This window comes from Vibrio sp. T9 (genome assembly GCF_003123985.1).
GTDB lineage: Bacteria > Pseudomonadota > Gammaproteobacteria > Enterobacterales > Vibrionaceae > Vibrio > Vibrio diabolicus.
In genome coordinates this window covers 560,724-578,486 of sequence record NZ_NIGY01000001.1, presented here as the reverse complement: position 1 = coordinate 578,486, position 17,763 = coordinate 560,724, and the positions used below count along the sequence as shown (strand labels likewise).

The window sequence follows — 17,763 nt, the reverse complement described above, 5'->3', positions numbered from 1 at the left end:
ACTTTCAATTAGCTTAGCGCTGCTGTTAGATTCTGTCATAAGAGAAACGGTGCGGCTCTCAGTTGCGCTCACATCGGGAATACTCTGAATTTTTACAACTCAGTAGCATAAGTTATTAGAATGATCGTTTATTCCCCGAACTTTATCCTAACCCTCCATCCAAACAATCACTTATCCCACTTTTTGTGTAAGTTAAATCCGTATTTTTCTACCATTTTTACGTCATTTTAGGCGTTTTTAGTTGTTGGTGGTGAAAAAAACTACTTTCATTTTAAAAAATGGTTATAAATTTACAACTTGATTTCAAATACAGTGCCATACGCTGCTTTTTATGTGATTTAATTGCCTTATTAACTGGCAATGTATTTGTTTGACGGTTGATAGTTTTATTTTGTTTATTGTGGGTGGTATTTAATTTTAGGGGTTGGTTAATGAAGTCTCGCGGACCATTTTGTATTCGTCACGCCGCAGCGGATACCTTTGCTATGGTTGTTTTTTGCTTTATCACAGGGATGATTGTCGAGATTTTGATTTCAGGGATGACGTTTGAGCAATCTTTAGCATCACGTACACTATCTATTCCAGTGAATATTGCTATTGCTTGGCCGTATGGCGTTTTTCGTGATTGGGTGCTACGTCAGGGCAACAATGTATCGCCGTCTTCATTTATGAAAAACGTATCTGATCTGGTCGCTTATGTGCTTTTTCAGTCTCCAGTTTATGCAGGAATTTTATTCGCAGTTGGTGCGTCTACAGACCAAATAGTGACCGCGGTGACAAGTAACGCCATTATTTCTTGCGGTATGGGTGTGTTGTATGGGTACTTCTTGGACATGTGCCGCCGTTGGTTCCGTGTTCCCGGCTATTCTCAAGGCATCTAAATGACCCAGTTTTGCTCAATTTAGTTACTTAGTGAGCAATCGAGTGGAAAAGGACGCTTTTTTTTATGTTTAGCCTTGACCATCAGGCACATAATCATTAAATTAGCGCCTCGTTAGCCAATGATGCTAACCAAAAATTGATTCGGTGAGTTGTCCGAGTGGCTGAAGGAGCACGCCTGGAAAGTGTGTATACGGCAACGTATCGAGAGTTCGAATCTCTCACTCACCGCCACATTTGAGCCCTAGCAGAAATGCTGGGGCTTTTTCGTATTACGCGACAAGTTCAATCCCAGAGCTGTATATCGTATTGATTCTCAATTACTCATTGAGTCGGCAAGCCCTTCAAAAAGCCTCCTTTTTATTCATCTTTTGTTACACATTTTCCGTGCAGGTAGTGCGTTTTTATTCGCATGTTGTGATGAGCGTTCCTTATTAAATTTTCCACAAAATCAATTAATTGTTGAAATTAGAACGCTTGTCAAAAAGTCATCAGATAGCATGTTTAATAGAGTCTTTTACCTAATGGGATACTCTATTTGTTTGATATAATTTCTGGCAGTTTGTATACCATAATTAAAGAGAGTCTATTCATGTTCCAGAACTTAACGATCAAGCAGAAGATAGTGATTCCGCTGTCACTGATTATTGGATTGTTTATTGTGAGCTCTGTATTAAACGTTATGACAAGTTGGAAACAATCTGAGTTGAGTGAAACACTTAACGAACAGATAGTGCCGAACTTATTAACGATTGAGGATGCTTACCGCGATCTTTACCAAGCGACATCTGCAATCCAAGGTGTTGCTCTTTCTGATACTCAAACCGATATTGACCACCACATCGGTGAATACAAAGACAACGCATACAAAGCGCTGCCACGTATGGAGAAAATGATTGAGCTATCGCAAGCTGGCGTGATGTCTTCTTCACACGGTAATGAAGTGAGAAAGCTTGTCTCCCTAGGTGAAAAATGGTTGGCGAGTTATGAAGCGATGTTGCGTTTACCTCAATCACAATGGCTTGGTTACTACAACGAACACAAACACACCTTTGAAAATCAGTTTATCGAGGTAAGAGCGCAACTTAATGTTGTGAAAGATGCGATAGAAGAAAAACAAAGCCTATTGAAAGATGAAATCTCAGCAGCCGCAACAAGAGCTCAGGTAATTCTTGAAGCGGGCATTGTGATTGTTATTCTGGCCGCTATTGCGATGGCGTTTTTGTTGTTGCAAACCGTCGTGAAGCCTATCAACGATATCAAAAATGCGATGACAGAAATTGCTTCTGGTGAAGGTGATTTAAGCCAGCGAATCGATGTGAAAACACAAGACGAAATTGGCAATTTAGCGAACGCGTTTAATCAGTTTGTGTCTAAAATCCAAGCGACAGTTTCTCAAGTAATTGAAAGTTCGAATACCTTGCGTAATGAGATGGAAAATCTTAGCTCGTTGACCACGACCATCGCGAACTCGACCGTTTCACAGCAAAAAGACAGCGAGGCGGTAGCAGCGGCAGTGCATGAGATGCAAGTCACCAGCAGAAATGTCAGCGATAGCGCCAACGAAGCTGCGGTTGCAAGCCAGACTGCGAATGATGAACTTACCAATACCAATGTTATTTTGGATCAAACCGTTAGCTCAATTCGTAGCCTCGCAAGTGAAATCGAAAGTGCAAGCCACGTCATTAACACATTGGATCATGATGTGAGTAACATTGCTTCTGTATTGGATGTCATTCGTGGTATCGCAGAGCAAACGAACTTATTGGCGCTTAACGCAGCGATTGAAGCGGCTCGTGCAGGAGAGCAAGGGCGAGGCTTTGCTGTTGTAGCCGATGAGGTTCGCTCGTTAGCCAGTCGTACACAACAGAGCACGGGTGAAATCCAAACCATGATTGAAAAGCTACAATCTGGTGCGGGACAAGCCGTAGAAGTGATGCGCGGTAGCCAAAATAGCAGTGATGAAACAATTCAATCGGCAGGGAGAGCGAGTCAATCCCTTTCTGAAATCTTAAACGCGATTTCACGTATGAACGAGATGAACACACACATTGCAACGGCTGCAAGCCAGCAAAGTACGGTAAGTGACGAAGTAAATAGCAACGTACAAGGCATTGCAGATAGCAGTACATCTATTGTGGAAATCGTCAACCAAGCGCAAGCATCTTTAGCCATGTTATCAGAGCAAACCCAGCGCTTAGATCATCAGGTTAGTCAGTTCAAAGTATAAGCTGGAGAACTGCAGTCTCACTGACGAAATAACCCGCTTCTGAGCGGGTTATTTTTTAGATAAGGGTCGAACCTGACTTGTGAAGGCTCGACTATATTTACATCCCTCTTTTACTTAACTTTGTATACCAGAGGTGCAAATAATCCTAGACAGCGGTGACAAACTCTGTACAGCGTGATGATGCTTTTATCATCACTTTTGCTGCTTTTTAACCATTGAAATTGCTCACAGGAAAGTGTGATTTCCAACCCAAAATCTTCAAATTTGAGAACTTCATTACACCTTTACCATAAACGTTTTTCGTAAGCGTATAGAACTGTAAATTTTGTTGTATGTACAACACTGGGTAATTATCATCCTAATTAATTTGTTCTGGATATACATCCGTTAGTCATCATTAAGTCATTCTAGAAGTTTTTAGCAAGGAATCTTGAAGGCTTGTAGGTAAAAGAGAGAAAAATTCATGAGACGTAAAACCACGCTATCTCTGCTGATTGCGTCGAGCCTTTTTGTGGTTGGATGTCAACCTAGCGAAGAAGGATCGAGTAAAGGTAGTGGTCCTGCGCCCGCAACCGAAGTTGAAGTGTTAATGGTGGAGCCAACACGCCAAGCGTTAACTGTTGAGTTGCCAGGTCGTAGCCGTGCATTCAAAGAAGCGGAAGTTCGTCCGCAAGTTACAGGTATTATTTCAGAGCGAAATTTTGTTGAAGGCGGCCTTGTTGAACAAGGACAGTCCCTATATCAAATTGATGATTCATCATTTCAAGCGGATTTGCTGAGCGCTGAAGCGGAATTAATCCGAGCTCAAGCAGCGGCAGAATCGACCCATGCCACAGTGAAGCGTTACAGAACCTTGATCACCAAAAAGTCCATCAGCCAACAAGATTTGGATGAAGCAGAAGCAGCATACAAGGAAGCGCAAGCACAGGTCCTAGTCGCAAAAGCGAAGATCAATACGGCAAAAATCAATTTAGATTACACGCAAGTGAAAGCTCCGATTAGCGGTGTGATCGGTAAATCGAGTGTGACGGCGGGTGCGTTGGTTACGGCTAACCAAGCAGCCAAATTAGCGACCATTCAGCAGCTTGATCCTATCAACGTTGATATTGTGCAATCATCCGCGCAACTGCTGCGTTTAAAAGCGGCTCTTTCCCAAGGTCATATGCAAGAAGATGACTCTGCGCAAGTTACATTGATGCTTGAAGATGGCAGCACGTACGAACATAAAGGCACGATGAAATTTACCGAGGTCAATGTGAACGAAAGTACGGGTAGCGTGACGCTTCGTGCTGAATTCCCAAACCCTGACGGTTTGTTACTACCAGGAATGTTTGTTCGTGCGACGGTTATTACTGGTGTTGACCCTGACGCGATTCTGATACCACAAAATACCGTTTCTCGTGATGCGACAGGCAAAGCAACAGTGATGATGGTGAATGGTGAGAACGAAGTGGAAGCGAGACCAGTGAAGACAGCCGAAGCGATCAATAATCAATGGCGCATTATTGATGGTTTGAAAGCGGGCGATAAAGTCATTACTGCTGGGCTACAAAAGGTAGGTCCAGGCAGTCCTGTAACTATCCAAAACGGTGAACAGGAGTAATCATGGCACGATTTTTTATCGATCGTCCGGTATTTGCTTGGGTTCTCGCGATTCTAACGATGTTGGCGGGGGTAATGTCATTATTCAATTTACCCGTCTCGCAATACCCAACGATTTCACCGACAACGATCACCATCAGTGCACGTTATCCAGGTGCATCAGCGAAAACCGTTGAAGACTCGGTAACGCAGGTTATCGAGCAAAATATGACGGGATTAGATTATCTTCGCTACCTATCATCGAGCAGTGATGCATTCGGTAATGCGACAATTACCCTGACGTTTGATAGCGAAGCTGATCCTGATATCGCGCAAGTACAGGTGCAGAACAAGCTGCAATTGGCCTTGACGTCATTGCCGATGGAAGTACAAAACCAAGGTATCGTCGTGAATAAATCCAATACGGCATTTCTCATGGTTGTCGCGGTTTATTCTGAAGATCCTGACTTTACAGAAAACGATATCGGTGACTTTGTTGTAACGAATATTCAAGACCCGATAAGTCGTGTAACTGGCGTAGGACAAGTGCAGGCGTTTGGTGCGCAGTATGCGATGCGAGTCTGGCTGGACCCATTTAAGCTTACGCAGTTCAACTTGACCGCAATCGACGTAGCAAATGCTATCAGTGAACAGAACGCGCAAGTTTCTTCAGGTCAACTTGGTGCAGCACCTGCGCAGGAAGACCAGCTGTTGAATGCAACGATTTCGTCTGCAAGTCGTTTGAGCAGTGTGGAAGAGTTCCAAGACATCATTCTTAAGTCTGACGCCAGCGGTTCGAATGTTTATTTGAAAGATGTAGCTCGCGTTGAACGTGGGGCAGAAAGTTACGACATTCGAGGCCAATATAATGGCTTCCCAGCATCGGGTTTAGGTATTTCATTAGGTACTGGTGCAAATGCGCTTGAGACAGCCAATGCGGTGAAAGAGCGTTTAGAACAACTGAGTGCAACGTTCCCAGAAGGGTTGCAGATTGCTTACCCATTTGAAACGACGCCATTCGTCAAAGCCTCGATTCAAGAGGTGGTTAAAACGCTGTTAGAAGCCATTCTTCTTGTGTTCTTAATCATGTACCTGTTCTTGCAGAACTTCCGTGCGACGATCATTCCAACGATCGCAGTGCCTGTCGTATTGCTCGGAACCTTCGCTATTTTGTACGCGACTGGATTTAGCGTAAACACGTTAACCATGTTCGCGATGGTTCTGGCTATCGGTTTGCTGGTGGACGATGCCATCGTTGTGGTGGAAAACGTCGAGCGTGTGATGCATGAGGATGGATTAGAGCCCAAAGAAGCGACCAAAAAATCGATGGGGCAGATCACTGGTGCTCTGATTGGTGTGGGTCTGACGCTTTCTGCGGTATTCGTCCCTATGGCGTTTATGTCTGGTTCTACAGGGGTTATTTACCGTCAGTTCTCGATAACGATTGTGGCGGCGATGACACTTTCAGTTTTGGTAGCGATAATTCTGACTCCAGCATTATGTGCAACATTACTGAAAAAAGGCGATGCTGAACTTCTAGAAAAGAAAGGCTTCTTTGGCTGGTTTAACCGCAAGTTTGATGCGATGACAGCTAGCTATGAAACCGGCGTTGCTAAACTCCTCAAGCGCACAGGTCGTATGTTGGTTGTATTCTTGGCAATGAGTGCAGGTGCGGGCTGGCTGTTTATGAACCTTCCGACGTCATTCTTGCCGGATGAAGACCAAGGCACGGTATTCTCAATGGCCATTTTGCCGCCTAACTCAACGCAAGAGCAGACGGAAAAAACACTTGAGAAAATGCGCGACTTTTACCTTGTGGATGAGAAAGACAACGTGAAATCCGTCTTCTCCGTTGCGGGCTTTAGTTTTGCAGGCCAAGGCCAAAACATGGGGATGGCATTTATCGGTCTGAAAGATTGGTCAGAGCGTGAAGCGCCGGGTGCTGATGCAGCTTCCATTACGGGTCGAGCGATGGGGTACTTCTCAACCATCAAAGAAGCACTGGTGTTTGCATTTGCACCTCCTGCGATTCAAGAATTGGGTAACTCGACAGGCTTTGATTTCTATCTTCAAGATTCGTTGAACAAAGGTCACGACGCATTAGTCGCTGCGCAAGGTCAACTGCTTGGCATGGCTGCACAAAACCAGAAACTTGTCGGTGTTCGTCCGAACGGCCAAGCAGATGCGCCAATGTACAAAGTGAACATTGACCACGTTAAACTGCGTGCTCTGGATGTTAGCATTAATGACGTCAACCAAATCCTGTCAGCTGCATGGGGCGGAGCGTACATTAACGACTATATTGATCGCGGTCGAGTGAAAAAAGTCATGATGCAAAGTGATGCGGAATACCGTATGCAGCCAAAAGACTTCGATTCGTGGTACGTGCGCAACTCAAAAGGTGAGATGGTGCCTTTCTCTGCCTTTGCGAGCGGAGAGTGGACGTATGGTTCACCTCTTTTGCAGCGTTTTGATGGTTTGCCAGCGATGAATATCCAAGGCGGCGCAGCTCCTGGCGTCAGTACTGGTGAAGCCATGGCAGAAATTGAAGCAATGGTAGAAAAATTACCAGAAGGCTTTACGGTGAACTGGAATGGTATTTCGTATGAAGAGCGCCTTTCCGGAAACCAAGCGCCAATGTTATATGCGCTGTCTATCCTCGTCGTATTCTTAGTTCTCGCCGCTTTGTATGAAAGTTGGTCAGTACCTTTCGCCGTGGTGTTAGTTGTGCCTCTTGGTGTGCTTGGTGCTGTGCTCGCGGTAATGACGCGAAGTATGGACAACGATGTATTCTTCCAGGTGAGCTTATTAACGACGGTCGGCTTGGCAACTAAAAACGCCATTCTGATTGTTGAGTTTGCGAAAGATTACTACGAGAAAGGCGCTGGCCTTATCGAAGCTACCCTGCATGCCGTTCGTGTTCGTCTGCGCCCTATTATTATGACATCGCTTGCCTTTGGTCTAGGTGTAGTACCGCTTGCTATCAGCTCTGGCGTGGGCTCAGCAGGTCAAAATGCGGTAGGTACTGGTGTACTTGGTGGCATGATCAGTGCGACGATCTTAGGTATATTCTTTGTGCCAATCTTCTTTGTGGTGGTTGAGCGATTGTTTGATCGACGTGCGAGAAAAGAATCGGAGGCAGAGCTGTCAGAGACTAATCCTAAACCGGCTCAGCAAAGCGAGTAAGACTTGGCTGCTGTAACTGAGTTATACTGGTGATAATAAACACGATAAAAGGGCGCTTCGGCGCTCTTTATTTTATGTTTTCACTTGGTGGTTACCGTCTTTGACGCAAACTTGAAGGGGGAGCGTTTTGCCTTATGCAGAATCTGCTTACTCCTTCCGACCGAATGAAAGCCTAAAGAAGAACAAACGACGATGAAAGATCAGAAAATCTCCCCAATTTCCGTTTTGGATCAAAGCCCTATGTTTGTCTGCGGTGTGATGCAGCGAATGTATCGCAACCGTGCTCAAGCTGAGCTCTCTCGGCAAAATTTAATGACACTCGAGATGGCAAGTGCACTGGCCGCTTTGGAAGAGTTTCAACCCATGAGTCAGCAAGCGCTGGCTGACGCGGTTCGAACTGAGCGAAGTGTAGCAAAGCGAATGGTGGATAATTTGGAAAAGCGAGGGTTTGTTCAAGTTTCTAAAAGTAAATCGAATCAGCGTCTCAAAATGCTCAGCATGACAAAAGAGGGGGCAAACGCTTTAAAGCAAGTGCATCAAATCATGACGAACTTACAGAAAGAATTTTTTGCTTGTTTGTCTGAATCAGAAGCGAGTGAGTTTTTTCGTTTGGTAAGAAAGCTCACTTTTGCAAATCACGACCAGTAGCTTATCTTAATGCTATCTAACGCGCCTTTACTTTATCGGTGATCAATTATATTAAGTCGTAAAACTTAAGAAATAGAATGCCCAACGTACACGTGATGGTAGAAAGTACCGTAGTGAGTGCGATGATATTTGCGGCTAATGTGGCATTGCCTCCCATAGAACGTGCCATGACATAACTGGCTGCTGCCACTGGGGAAGCGTTCATAAAGAAAAGAATACCTAACTCAATTCCTCGAAAACCTACTAAGTAAGCACCAATAGTGATCATTACGGGTGCCACGATCAGCTTGTAACTGCTTGCAAACCAAGATGAACCTTTCTCTTTTCTCATCAAGCTAAAATCGAGTGAGCCGCCCGTACACAACAGCGCTAAAGGTAATGTCATTTTGGACAAGTAGTCCCCTGCATCAATAACAACATTCGGTACTGGAATAGAGAGCAAATAGAAAGCCATCCCTAGGACGATTGAGATTATCAGTGGATTCCTCGTCAGTGTTCGGCCCATCATTTTTGCGGCTTGTGGGACAGAAGTTGCGCCCTTGGGAGATAAGCAAATAACCGCTTGGACGTTATAAAGAAACGTGGTGACCGCGACATAAAGCGCTGCTAACGCCACACCTTGAGAACCATACGCATTGGCAACGTAAGCGATGCCAATAATACCTGTGTTTGCTCGAAACCCACCTTGGATAAGAACACCTTGGTCAGGCGATGCTTTGAACAGAAGCTTGACCGAAAGGTAGGTGAAAATGAAAAACGAAATGCTAGCGATGACGCCGAAATTGACAAAGCCACTCGCCGCGGAAAAATCGTGTTCTGAAGCCACAATACTGACAAATAACATCGCAGGTAGCGTAACTTGAAACACCAGTTTAGAGCCCACTTCGATAAAATTATCGTTGATCAGTCCAATGCGTTTGAACACCACGCCAAGTATTAACATCAAGCAGATAGGGCCGGTTATCGACAAAGAGAATTGCAACTGATGTAGAACAGCTTCCATGTAAGTACCCGCAGCAAAAGAAAAATATTCCTGCTGTCTATTAAGCCATAAACTCTGGGAGACAGGACAGAAAAGTGATGAAATTTTCCTCTTTTGTTGGTTCCAGAACCATTTGCATTCCAAGTTATGGACGAGGTCCCAGTTTAACAAAGCTGCACTGGTTCTATGCGCGATATGTTGGTTTACTACTTATCGTGATGCATCCACATGCGTATTAAATAAAAGGGTTGGTCATTGTGGTTATGGATAGGAGTTCATCGATGAAAAGGAAACACAACAAAACCGTACTTTGTGCATTTGTCTCAGGTTCGGTGTTTGGTGCAGCTTTAGTCATTGCGATGTCTTTACCAATGTAATCGTTTCTGTAGGCTCTTTGAATACTTACGCTAATTCAATACAAAAACAGATTGAGTTCAGCTTGATGTACTGTTAGTTTGAAAACATGAAAATACACGTTAGCCCTTCATCAACAGTCTTCTTTTGGTGGCGCTCTAAATAGAGCGGCACGGAATACTCACATTCTTAAGCTGCTGGATGGTAGCTAAGAGTGTTTGATCTTTTTATCTCCAGTAGCGATCTATTAAATACTTGGAGATAAATATGAACACCATTCAAAGTACATCACAACGTGAAATTATCCTGACCGGCGATCGAGCGACAGGTCCGTTACACCTCGGGCACTATGTCGGTTCATTGCAACAACGAGTCAAATTGCAAACGGAGCATGAGCAAACGATCTTGGTCGCGGACATGCAAGGGTTGACGGATAACGCGCATAACCCATCAAAGGTATCCTCTAATATTCTCAATGTCGTTGCAGATTATTTGGCTGTTGGTATCAACCCCGCTCAAACTACGATCACGTTGCAGTCTCAAATTCCAGCGTTAGCAGAGTTAACGATGTATTACAGCAATCTTGTCTCTATTGCGCGTTTAGAGCGTAATCCCACGGTTAAAAATGAGATACAGAGTAAAGGCTTTGAACGCTCTATTCCTGCTGGCTTTTTAACGTATCCAATTTCTCAAGCTGCCGATATTACGGGGTTCCACGCGACGTTGGTTCCGGTAGGTGATGACCAACTGCCGATGTTGGAGCAAACTAATGAAATCATAAGAAAAATAAACCACCTAGGTGGAAAAGAGGTTCTTAGAGAATGCCGTCCATTACTTAGTGATGCACCTCGTTTGCCGAGTACTGATGGCAAAAATAAGATGTCTAAAAGCATGGGGAATGCAATCAACCTAGGGGCGTCTGAAAAAGAGATTTCTGCGGCGGTGAAATCTATGTATACCGACCCCAATCACCTGAAAATTGAGGACCCTGGCCAAGTCGAAGGTAATATAGTATTTACCTACCTCGATGCTTTTTATCCTGATAAAAATTATGTCGAACAGCTAAAAGAGCATTATCGACGCGGTGGGTTAGGTGATGGTTTGACCAAGAAAGTGTTAGAAGAATGCCTACAAGAGATGCTTCGTCCTATTCGAGAAAAGCGTGCCATGTATCTAAATGACAAAGCACAGCTGATTGATATTTTAAAACAAGGCAGTCAGCGTTCTCGTGAGAAAACTGAACAAGTGCTATTTGATGTGAAAGATGTATTTGGTTTGAATTTGTTCTGAATTAAAAGTAGAGAGTTGAACATAAGGCACGATGACTTATTAGCAACGTGCCTTTTTTAGCTCCCAGTCAGTCAAAGCTGATTGTTAAGAAGAAAAAAATTCACGACGAAAATCCGCTACTTCTTGTTGGTAATAGCTTTGCCATTCCGGTTCTGACAAATTCGAATGGCTTGTGGCTCTCTCTTTTCTGAGTCTGGACTCAAGTTGTTGCAATGCTTGTTGGTAATCTCTGACTTGCTCTTTTTGCTGGGCAATTTGTTGCTGACGATCGTGAATCTCTTCGCTTTCGTCCTTCGTTAAGTAAGTTTTTTGCAGCTCTGCGATGATGGTTTGGCGATCTGGAAAGCTCATGCTATTGGGTATTAGGGCGACTGCACGCTCATATTTTGCTTGGTCGTTTGTAAGCCCGATAGCCTCTGTATTTTCTTGCCAGTCTATGATGAGTTGCTCGAAAGCTTGCAAAAAGCTTTCTGGACTTTGCGTGTTGAGCTGTTGGGCCTCTAAATTGAAATCGTATAGGGCGAACTCATCCGCGAAAATAACATCAGCCAACTCGCCCCAAATGCCTCTTGCCTCGGCTTTAAGTTGTGCAATACGTGAGGCTAGTGGTTGTTGCTCATCAAACAACAAATTACCCACACTTTCTTGCCATTGACTGTTGAGTTGATGGTAGCTCGCCAAAAGTTGAAATCGTGCTGAAGATAAATAAGGCTCGAGCAAGGCTAACTGTTCCTCACAGTCGCGGTTCGACATGCACTCATGCCAAAATGACTCAAGCTCTGCGACGAGTTCTCTCCCTTTGAGCAGAGTTAATCTCTCAGTCGTTATTTGAACCGCGGAAGGGAGCTCTGCGGTCTGTGGTGAAGCATCTGCACTGGGAGCGATATTGCTTGTTTTTAGTGATGTACTGGGGACGTTCTTATTTTTTGTCTTTGGAGCAGAAGCGGACACGGCTGCTTCTTGCTGCCCATCTTGACTGAAAGTTAAAAACATCATGCCCGCCATAATGGCGGACATGATTATCAACGCGATTTTCTTCATGGCTTGATTGTTGCGCTTACTGGGAAATGGTCAGAAAGGTTGTAGTGTTTCCATAAACTCTCTGCGGTTGTGCGCGGCACGTCTACACGGTTGTCATTGAATGATTTCACCCCGTATTCACTACTCACCATGACATAGTCAAGGTATTCCACGTTTTCGCCGCCTGATAACGCTTCACCTGCGAAGTTATTGATACGGGGATCAAAGGTTGACTCCGTGTAACCTGAATACTGAGGTTCGATGGCGCTTAAGTTGGCGATCATTTGTTGGTAGTCACCAGGGAACTTTCTTTTGTTTACGTTAAAGTCGCCGCTGTATACCACCGTTTCGCTTGAAGGAATGTTGAGAGATTTAGCGAGTGCACGGATTTGTTTGAACTGGCGCTGACGATACTCGCGAGCGGTGTCTGTATCGAAAGATGCGGTATGGGTAGCAAACACATGGTAAGCCTGACCACCTTTAATAATTTCCGCATAATTAACGCCTTTGTCGGCAAAGCAGTCTGTGCCAGAGCAGTCGGGGAAGACGTATTGCGCTTCATTCACGATAGGATAGCGACTGACAATGATCACCCCACCATCATGAATATTAACGCCTGCTTTATCTAACATCTCAGTTTGGTACGGATATTCCTTAGCTAACTCACGTAGGAATGCTTCACGACCGCTTGCAAACACTTCTTGCAGCGCTAATACATCATAACCTTTGACGTATTGAGGAATCAGTTCGTAACGATCACCGATGTGCGATGCAATAGCCGTAAGAGCCCAGATGTTGTATGTCATCAACTTAAGGTTTTGTTCTTCGTTATCGACGGATTCATTTACTTTGCTTGGTGTGATGGTGTAATAAAGATCGTCGTATCGAGCGGTACTGTCTGACTTAAATGCCAGTTCGGTTTCTCGGATGCCAAAAGCGTTAGTGTTGGCACGATGAATATTACGATCATCTTTAAGAGATAAATCTACATCGGCCGCCGATAAGCCATATTCAATGGTTGAATTATACCAATGACCTTCCATGACCTGATTGAGTGTTATGCTTTCACCTTTAGGGCTAGAAACCACAGTTTCAAAACGGTAAGTTTGGTTGGATTTCACGCCTTCCCAACGATTGAAGCTCAATACAGGTTTGGTTTCCCACGGACCAAGTACTTGTACATGTTGCTGCCACTCTTCTCCGTATTGAAGTAAATCACTGCCTTCGTGCTTTACTTGAATAGTTAAAGGCTGATCAGAGTTATTGGTTAGATAAACATCTGTATCTGCAATGCTTGGCAATGCCACCAAGCCACTTAATAAAAGACCCCACTGCGATAATTTCATCTTATTTTTCCATCATTTGAACTAGAGCAATCATTCTTGTTTATAAATATTACTTGCACGTTAAATATGGATGACATCGAAGCCAGTACTGAAAATTGTTATCAGAATGTGATCTTTATTCAATGGTGAGGAGTCGGGGTAGAGAGTTAATGGCTGCCTAAGCGGCTGTAAATAATAGCGATGGTTAACGAATCGTACTCACTGCAATCAAGTTGTCATCTTTGCTCTATAAGTTGTGCGGCGTCATTCATCCAGCCACATGGCTAGAACTTAAATTGATAGATGGAGCACCATGGCTAGAGCAGTAAATCCAATCGATGAAACCATCATTAAATTACTACAAGAGCAAGGTTTGATTAGAAGCGAAGCAGAAGCTCGTTTAAAGAAAGAGGTATACCGCTTGCAGCCTAATGAGATTGAAAAAGTCAAAAATTATGCCCAGCACTTTGGCATCAACGCTAAAGAAAAACTCATCGATGAGATCTTAGAGTTGCGCCGGGAAGCGCTCATAAAAAAATGCAGACACAATACGGAGCATGCGAGCCTATCTCTAAAATAGCACGTGATAAAAATATCAATTACTGGTCAAGATTTGATCTCTCAGGCCGATGTATATAAGAGCGCTCAATGATATCGAGCGCAAAAAACAGTGTGTTTTAGAGGTTAAGCTTTCACTTAAGTGAGAGGTTTGGAAAGGCTGCAGGGAGAAAGTGCATGCGTATTAAAGACTTAAGTGTCGTAAAGAAAATATCGGTTAGTTATTTAACCGTTTTTGCCGTGTTTGGTTTAGTGTCAGTAATGTTGGTGCAAGGTTTGTTAACACTGAATAAAGACATCTCAGTGCTAACAGATAAAAGCTTACCTTCTGTTGCGATTTTGAAAGGTATCCAAGTTGATATTACTAAAGTGCGCAAAGATGAGTTCTCTTTATTGCCAAACGCAAATCACCCCAAAATTGGTGAGTGGTTAAAAGGCCTCGACCAATGGCGTTCTGATGTGCAGGCTGGTATTGCAGAATACGAAAAGCTCGATCTTAATCAGCGTGAAACGCAGTCTTTTAACGTTTTTAAAGAAACTTGGAATCAATACATCAAGGAAACGAAGACTTACAACGCACTGCTAAGCCAAGGTGATGCTGAAAGTGCAAATGATGTGATTTTATCGAGTTTCAATACTTACTCAAAAGCGTTGAGCAGCTTGGATGATACCCTCGCGTTGAACGATGAGTTGGTGAATTTGATTGGCGAAGAAGTACAAAATGAAGCGGCATTTACACAATACAGCGCTGCTGTTGGTGCGCTTGTCGTCGCATTGGTCATGGTGATGTCTGCCATGTTGCTTTCTCGAGTCATTTGCGGGCCTGTTGATCGAGCATTGGAATTCGCTTCTAAAATCGCCAAGGGTCAATTGAATAATCAAATCGACGAAAGTGAATTGAGCAAAGACGAGTTAGGAACGTTGCTCAAAGAGCTTGTCGGTATGCAAACAAACTTACATTCGCTGGTTTCTGAGATTAATGACTCAACGATTCAGCTAACGGCAGCAGTAGAGGAGGTGAGTGCTATTTCTTCTCAGACCGCTTCTGGTATGCAAAATCAACAAATTGAACTTAGCTCGGTGGCTTCTGCGATGACAGAAATGCAAGCTGCTGTAAGTGAAGTGGCACAAAATACCGAAGTTGGCGCGACCTCCGCTTACTCGGCAACGGAAGTGGCAAAGCAAGGAACGGCGACGTTACAACAAACTATTGCAGTAATTGAGCGTGTATCACATACGATCCAAGAGTCAGATGAACTGGCACGTGAGCTTGAATCTAGCTCAAACAATATCAATGTGGTCGTAGATGTGATCCGCGGGATTGCGGAGCAAACAAACTTGTTAGCACTGAACGCCGCAATTGAAGCTGCTCGGGCCGGTGAACAAGGACGTGGGTTTGCTGTTGTGGCAGATGAGGTTCGTTCTCTGGCGCAACGCACTCAAGACTCCACTTCACAAATTGTGGAAATTGTTAATCAACTACAAGAGAGCAGCAGCAAAATAGGGCATTCAAGCCGTGATTGTCAGGAGGGTATTTCTCAGTGTGTTGAGCAAGTCAATGACGCTGATAACCAGATAAAAGAAATTGAACATTCTGTCGATAACATAGCGCAAATGAGCACACAAATCGCAACGGCGTGCAGCGAGCAGAATTCTGTATCCGAAGAACTGAATCGAAGTGTGGAGCATATTAATAGTGCTTCAACAGAGATGGCTGAGGGAGCTTCGCAAACGGCTGTAGCTTGCCAGCAGATCAGTAGCCTAGCGCACAACTTGAAAACTCGAATGGGTTCATTCCAGCTCTAGTTATTTTGTTTCAGCTTTATTCCTAACCTCATTGCTACAAAAAATAAGCCGGACGAAATATCCGGCTTATTTATTCTCTGTCTATATAAATAAGTTCAGAGCATGCTCAATCTTGGGAGAATATGCTCGCTAGGCTGGAATACCACTATGGAACTTAAAATCTGTATCTGGCGTAGAAATTAAATCCGCCTCAACTCGGCCAAAATAGGTTATGCGTTCGCTGATGTCTTTGCCCGCGATTTGCTCTGCCAATACTAGATAATCTTGATAGTGGCGTGCTTCTGAGCGCAGTAAAGAAACGTAGAATTTTGCGATATCGTCATCCATATGTGGTGCTAGTTTGGCAAAACGCTCACAAGATCGGGCTTCGATGTACGCACCAATGATGAGCTTATCGATCAGCGTTTCCGGTTCATGAGTCTTCATATGCGAAATGAGCCCTTTAGCATAGCGACTTGCTGGAATATTTTTATACTCAATTCCACGACTTTCCATGATCTCTAAAACTTGATAAAAGTGGTGTAACTCCTCTTTAATCAAAAGCACCATTTTATCGATCAAATCTTGGCTGTATGGTGAGTTTGACTTAGCCATGATCGCTTTGGAAATATTGCTCTTACCTTTTAAAGTTTCTAGTGAGCCTACATTGCGATAAGCAAAATCTTCATAGGGTTTAAACCAGTCAAGTAGAGCATGTGAACTGGATTGGTCAACGGCATACTTACGAATTAAAAACATCGCAGATTGGCCAGCTTTTAGCTCACACAGTAGGTGGTCTAATAAAATGGTTTGAAGGTTTTCTGGTTTCTTTGCTTCCTCTACCCATTCATCAGGTGTGCTGCATTGCAGAAATTGGTTAATGGGAGCAAGAAGATCTTGATAGGCGTCTAGATTCATCATTTTAGTTTTAGTACTTCACATTCTAATTGGGCATATCCGCTATCTTACGGATAGAAAAAAGGCTGCGATTGCAGCCTTTATTGACCTTAAGTGAATGTTACCACTTTTTCTTCTCGCCGAAGAGTGCTTCCATGTCATTGTCGCGCTCTTTATCGGCGATCTGCTGCATTTCAGCATCACTTTTATCTTGGCGTTTTTTATCTAGGTCGCCCAACATGTCTTCAAGCTTCTGTTTCGCTTGAATCGAGTAGGGATCGCTCTTTGTACTCAATGCATCGATACCTTTGCGTAGCAGTTGAAGTGCTGTGCCAGGTTGACCTCGAGCAATAGAGTCGTTTGCTCTTTTGATGACGTTTTCGATGTTGATACGAATCTGCATCGTTTCTAAACGCGCATTTTCAGCGACATAAGTCTGGGTGTCGATACGGCCTTTATTGTGTTCGTTACGGATAGTATCGCGAAGGCGCTTCACCAACTTAAGCATGACGATGGCTTGTTTATCACTGCTCGGCATTTTGAACGTGGTACTCTCGCCAGTGGGACCATTCTCTTTCAGTTGATCAATCTGTTGCTTCATGTTTTCGATACGTTGAGCAAGCTGCTTATTCTTCGGGTCAAGCTCATGCATGCTTTCTAGCGCGTCAAGAATACGATTGTTTAGACATAGCAACAGCTCCTTGCTAAAAGGGATATGGTGCGCATGACCAATCAACTCTTCAGTGCCATCAATCAAGGCAACATAGCGTGCGGACTCCTGTCTTTTCGCAGTCTCTACCTTGACCTTATACTGCAACATAATGTTATAGCCTAGGATCAACACCAGTAGGATGGCTACCAAAGCGATTATTAAACCAATATTCATATCTTTGCGTCTGCTTTACTTTTCTACGGCTAGCGTTAAAGAATACATGAATCTTATCTTACTCGGCACCCTATTTGTTTGATTATTTTGTCTCTCCCACGTTTTAGCTACTGATAGAAGTCACATCATAGAACTTCAGTCA

13 protein-coding genes and 1 tRNA gene are annotated in these 17,763 nt (G+C 43.8%); 9 read left to right on the top strand and 5 right to left on the bottom strand.

Annotation, left to right across the window (positions count from 1 at the left end):
- Nucleotides 1–431: 431 nt before the first annotated feature.
- The 6 genes from CBX98_RS02580 (at nucleotide 432) to CBX98_RS02555 (ending at nucleotide 8,524) form a co-directional block, all read left to right on the top strand.
- A complete protein-coding gene (locus CBX98_RS02580) occupies nucleotides 432–881 on the top strand; it encodes an L-alanine exporter AlaE (RefSeq protein WP_109168512.1) in 450 nt (149 codons plus the stop codon).
- 144 nt (nucleotides 882–1,025) lie between these two features.
- Nucleotides 1,026–1,113, top strand: a tRNA-Ser gene (locus tag CBX98_RS02575).
- A gap of 358 nt (nucleotides 1,114–1,471) precedes the next feature.
- On the top strand, nucleotides 1,472–3,109 hold the full coding sequence (locus tag CBX98_RS02570) for a methyl-accepting chemotaxis protein (RefSeq protein ID WP_054867757.1): 1,638 nt from the start codon (nucleotides 1,472–1,474) through the stop codon (nucleotides 3,107–3,109).
- A gap of 463 nt (nucleotides 3,110–3,572) precedes the next feature.
- Nucleotides 3,573–4,712, top strand: a complete 1,140-nt coding sequence (locus CBX98_RS02565; protein ID WP_109168511.1) for an efflux RND transporter periplasmic adaptor subunit — start codon at nucleotides 3,573–3,575, stop codon at nucleotides 4,710–4,712.
- A gap of 2 nt (nucleotides 4,713–4,714) precedes the next feature.
- On the top strand, nucleotides 4,715–7,876 hold the full coding sequence (locus CBX98_RS02560; protein WP_109168510.1) for an efflux RND transporter permease subunit: 3,162 nt from the start codon (nucleotides 4,715–4,717) through the stop codon (nucleotides 7,874–7,876).
- Between the two features lie 192 nt (nucleotides 7,877–8,068).
- Nucleotides 8,069–8,524 carry a MarR family transcriptional regulator gene (locus CBX98_RS02555; protein WP_012841967.1) on the top strand — a complete coding sequence of 152 codons (456 nt, stop codon included), beginning with the start codon at nucleotides 8,069–8,071 and terminating at the stop codon, nucleotides 8,522–8,524.
- Between the two features lie 46 nt (nucleotides 8,525–8,570).
- Here CBX98_RS02555 and CBX98_RS02550 read toward each other — a convergent pair whose 3' ends face one another.
- The gene (locus tag CBX98_RS02550) at nucleotides 8,571–9,527 is read right to left on the bottom strand and encodes an AEC family transporter (protein WP_109168509.1); all 957 of its coding nucleotides are present in this window, start codon (nucleotides 9,525–9,527) and stop codon (nucleotides 8,571–8,573) included.
- A 600-nt stretch (nucleotides 9,528–10,127) separates the two neighbouring features.
- On the opposite strand from CBX98_RS02550, the gene trpS reads away from it, so the two are divergent.
- A complete protein-coding gene (gene trpS / locus CBX98_RS02545; RefSeq protein ID WP_109168508.1) occupies nucleotides 10,128–11,150 on the top strand; it encodes a tryptophan--tRNA ligase in 1,023 nt (340 codons plus the stop codon).
- Nucleotides 11,151–11,234: 84 nt separating this feature from the next.
- Here the strand turns inward: trpS and CBX98_RS02540 are convergent, their stop codons facing one another.
- Nucleotides 11,235–12,191: an ATP-dependent dsDNA exonuclease gene (locus CBX98_RS02540; RefSeq protein ID WP_109168507.1), complete on the bottom strand. Its 957-nt coding sequence runs from the start codon at nucleotides 12,189–12,191 to the stop codon at nucleotides 11,235–11,237.
- Nucleotides 12,188–13,516 (bottom strand): sphingomyelin phosphodiesterase, encoded by a 1,329-nt coding sequence (locus CBX98_RS02535; RefSeq protein WP_109168506.1) that lies wholly within the window; start codon nucleotides 13,514–13,516, stop codon nucleotides 12,188–12,190. The genes CBX98_RS02540 and CBX98_RS02535 overlap by 4 nt, the downstream gene beginning before the upstream one ends.
- 292 nt (nucleotides 13,517–13,808) lie before the next feature.
- Between CBX98_RS02535 and CBX98_RS02530 the strand changes: the two genes are divergently transcribed.
- Nucleotides 13,809–14,075, top strand: coding sequence for a hypothetical protein (locus tag CBX98_RS02530; RefSeq protein ID WP_109168505.1), 267 nt, complete (start codon nucleotides 13,809–13,811; stop codon nucleotides 14,073–14,075).
- A 155-nt stretch (nucleotides 14,076–14,230) separates the two neighbouring features.
- Nucleotides 14,231–15,859 (top strand): methyl-accepting chemotaxis protein, encoded by a 1,629-nt coding sequence (locus tag CBX98_RS02525; RefSeq protein ID WP_109168504.1) that lies wholly within the window; start codon nucleotides 14,231–14,233, stop codon nucleotides 15,857–15,859.
- 129 nt (nucleotides 15,860–15,988) lie between these two features.
- On the opposite strand, the gene CBX98_RS02520 is transcribed toward CBX98_RS02525, so the two are convergent.
- Nucleotides 15,989–16,759 (bottom strand): tRNA isopentenyl-2-thiomethyl-A-37 hydroxylase MiaE, encoded by a 771-nt coding sequence (locus tag CBX98_RS02520; RefSeq protein WP_109168503.1) that lies wholly within the window; start codon nucleotides 16,757–16,759, stop codon nucleotides 15,989–15,991.
- A gap of 97 nt (nucleotides 16,760–16,856) precedes the next feature.
- A complete protein-coding gene (locus CBX98_RS02515) occupies nucleotides 16,857–17,621 on the bottom strand; it encodes a hypothetical protein (RefSeq protein ID WP_005390808.1) in 765 nt (254 codons plus the stop codon).
- Nucleotides 17,622–17,763 lie beyond the last annotated feature (142 nt).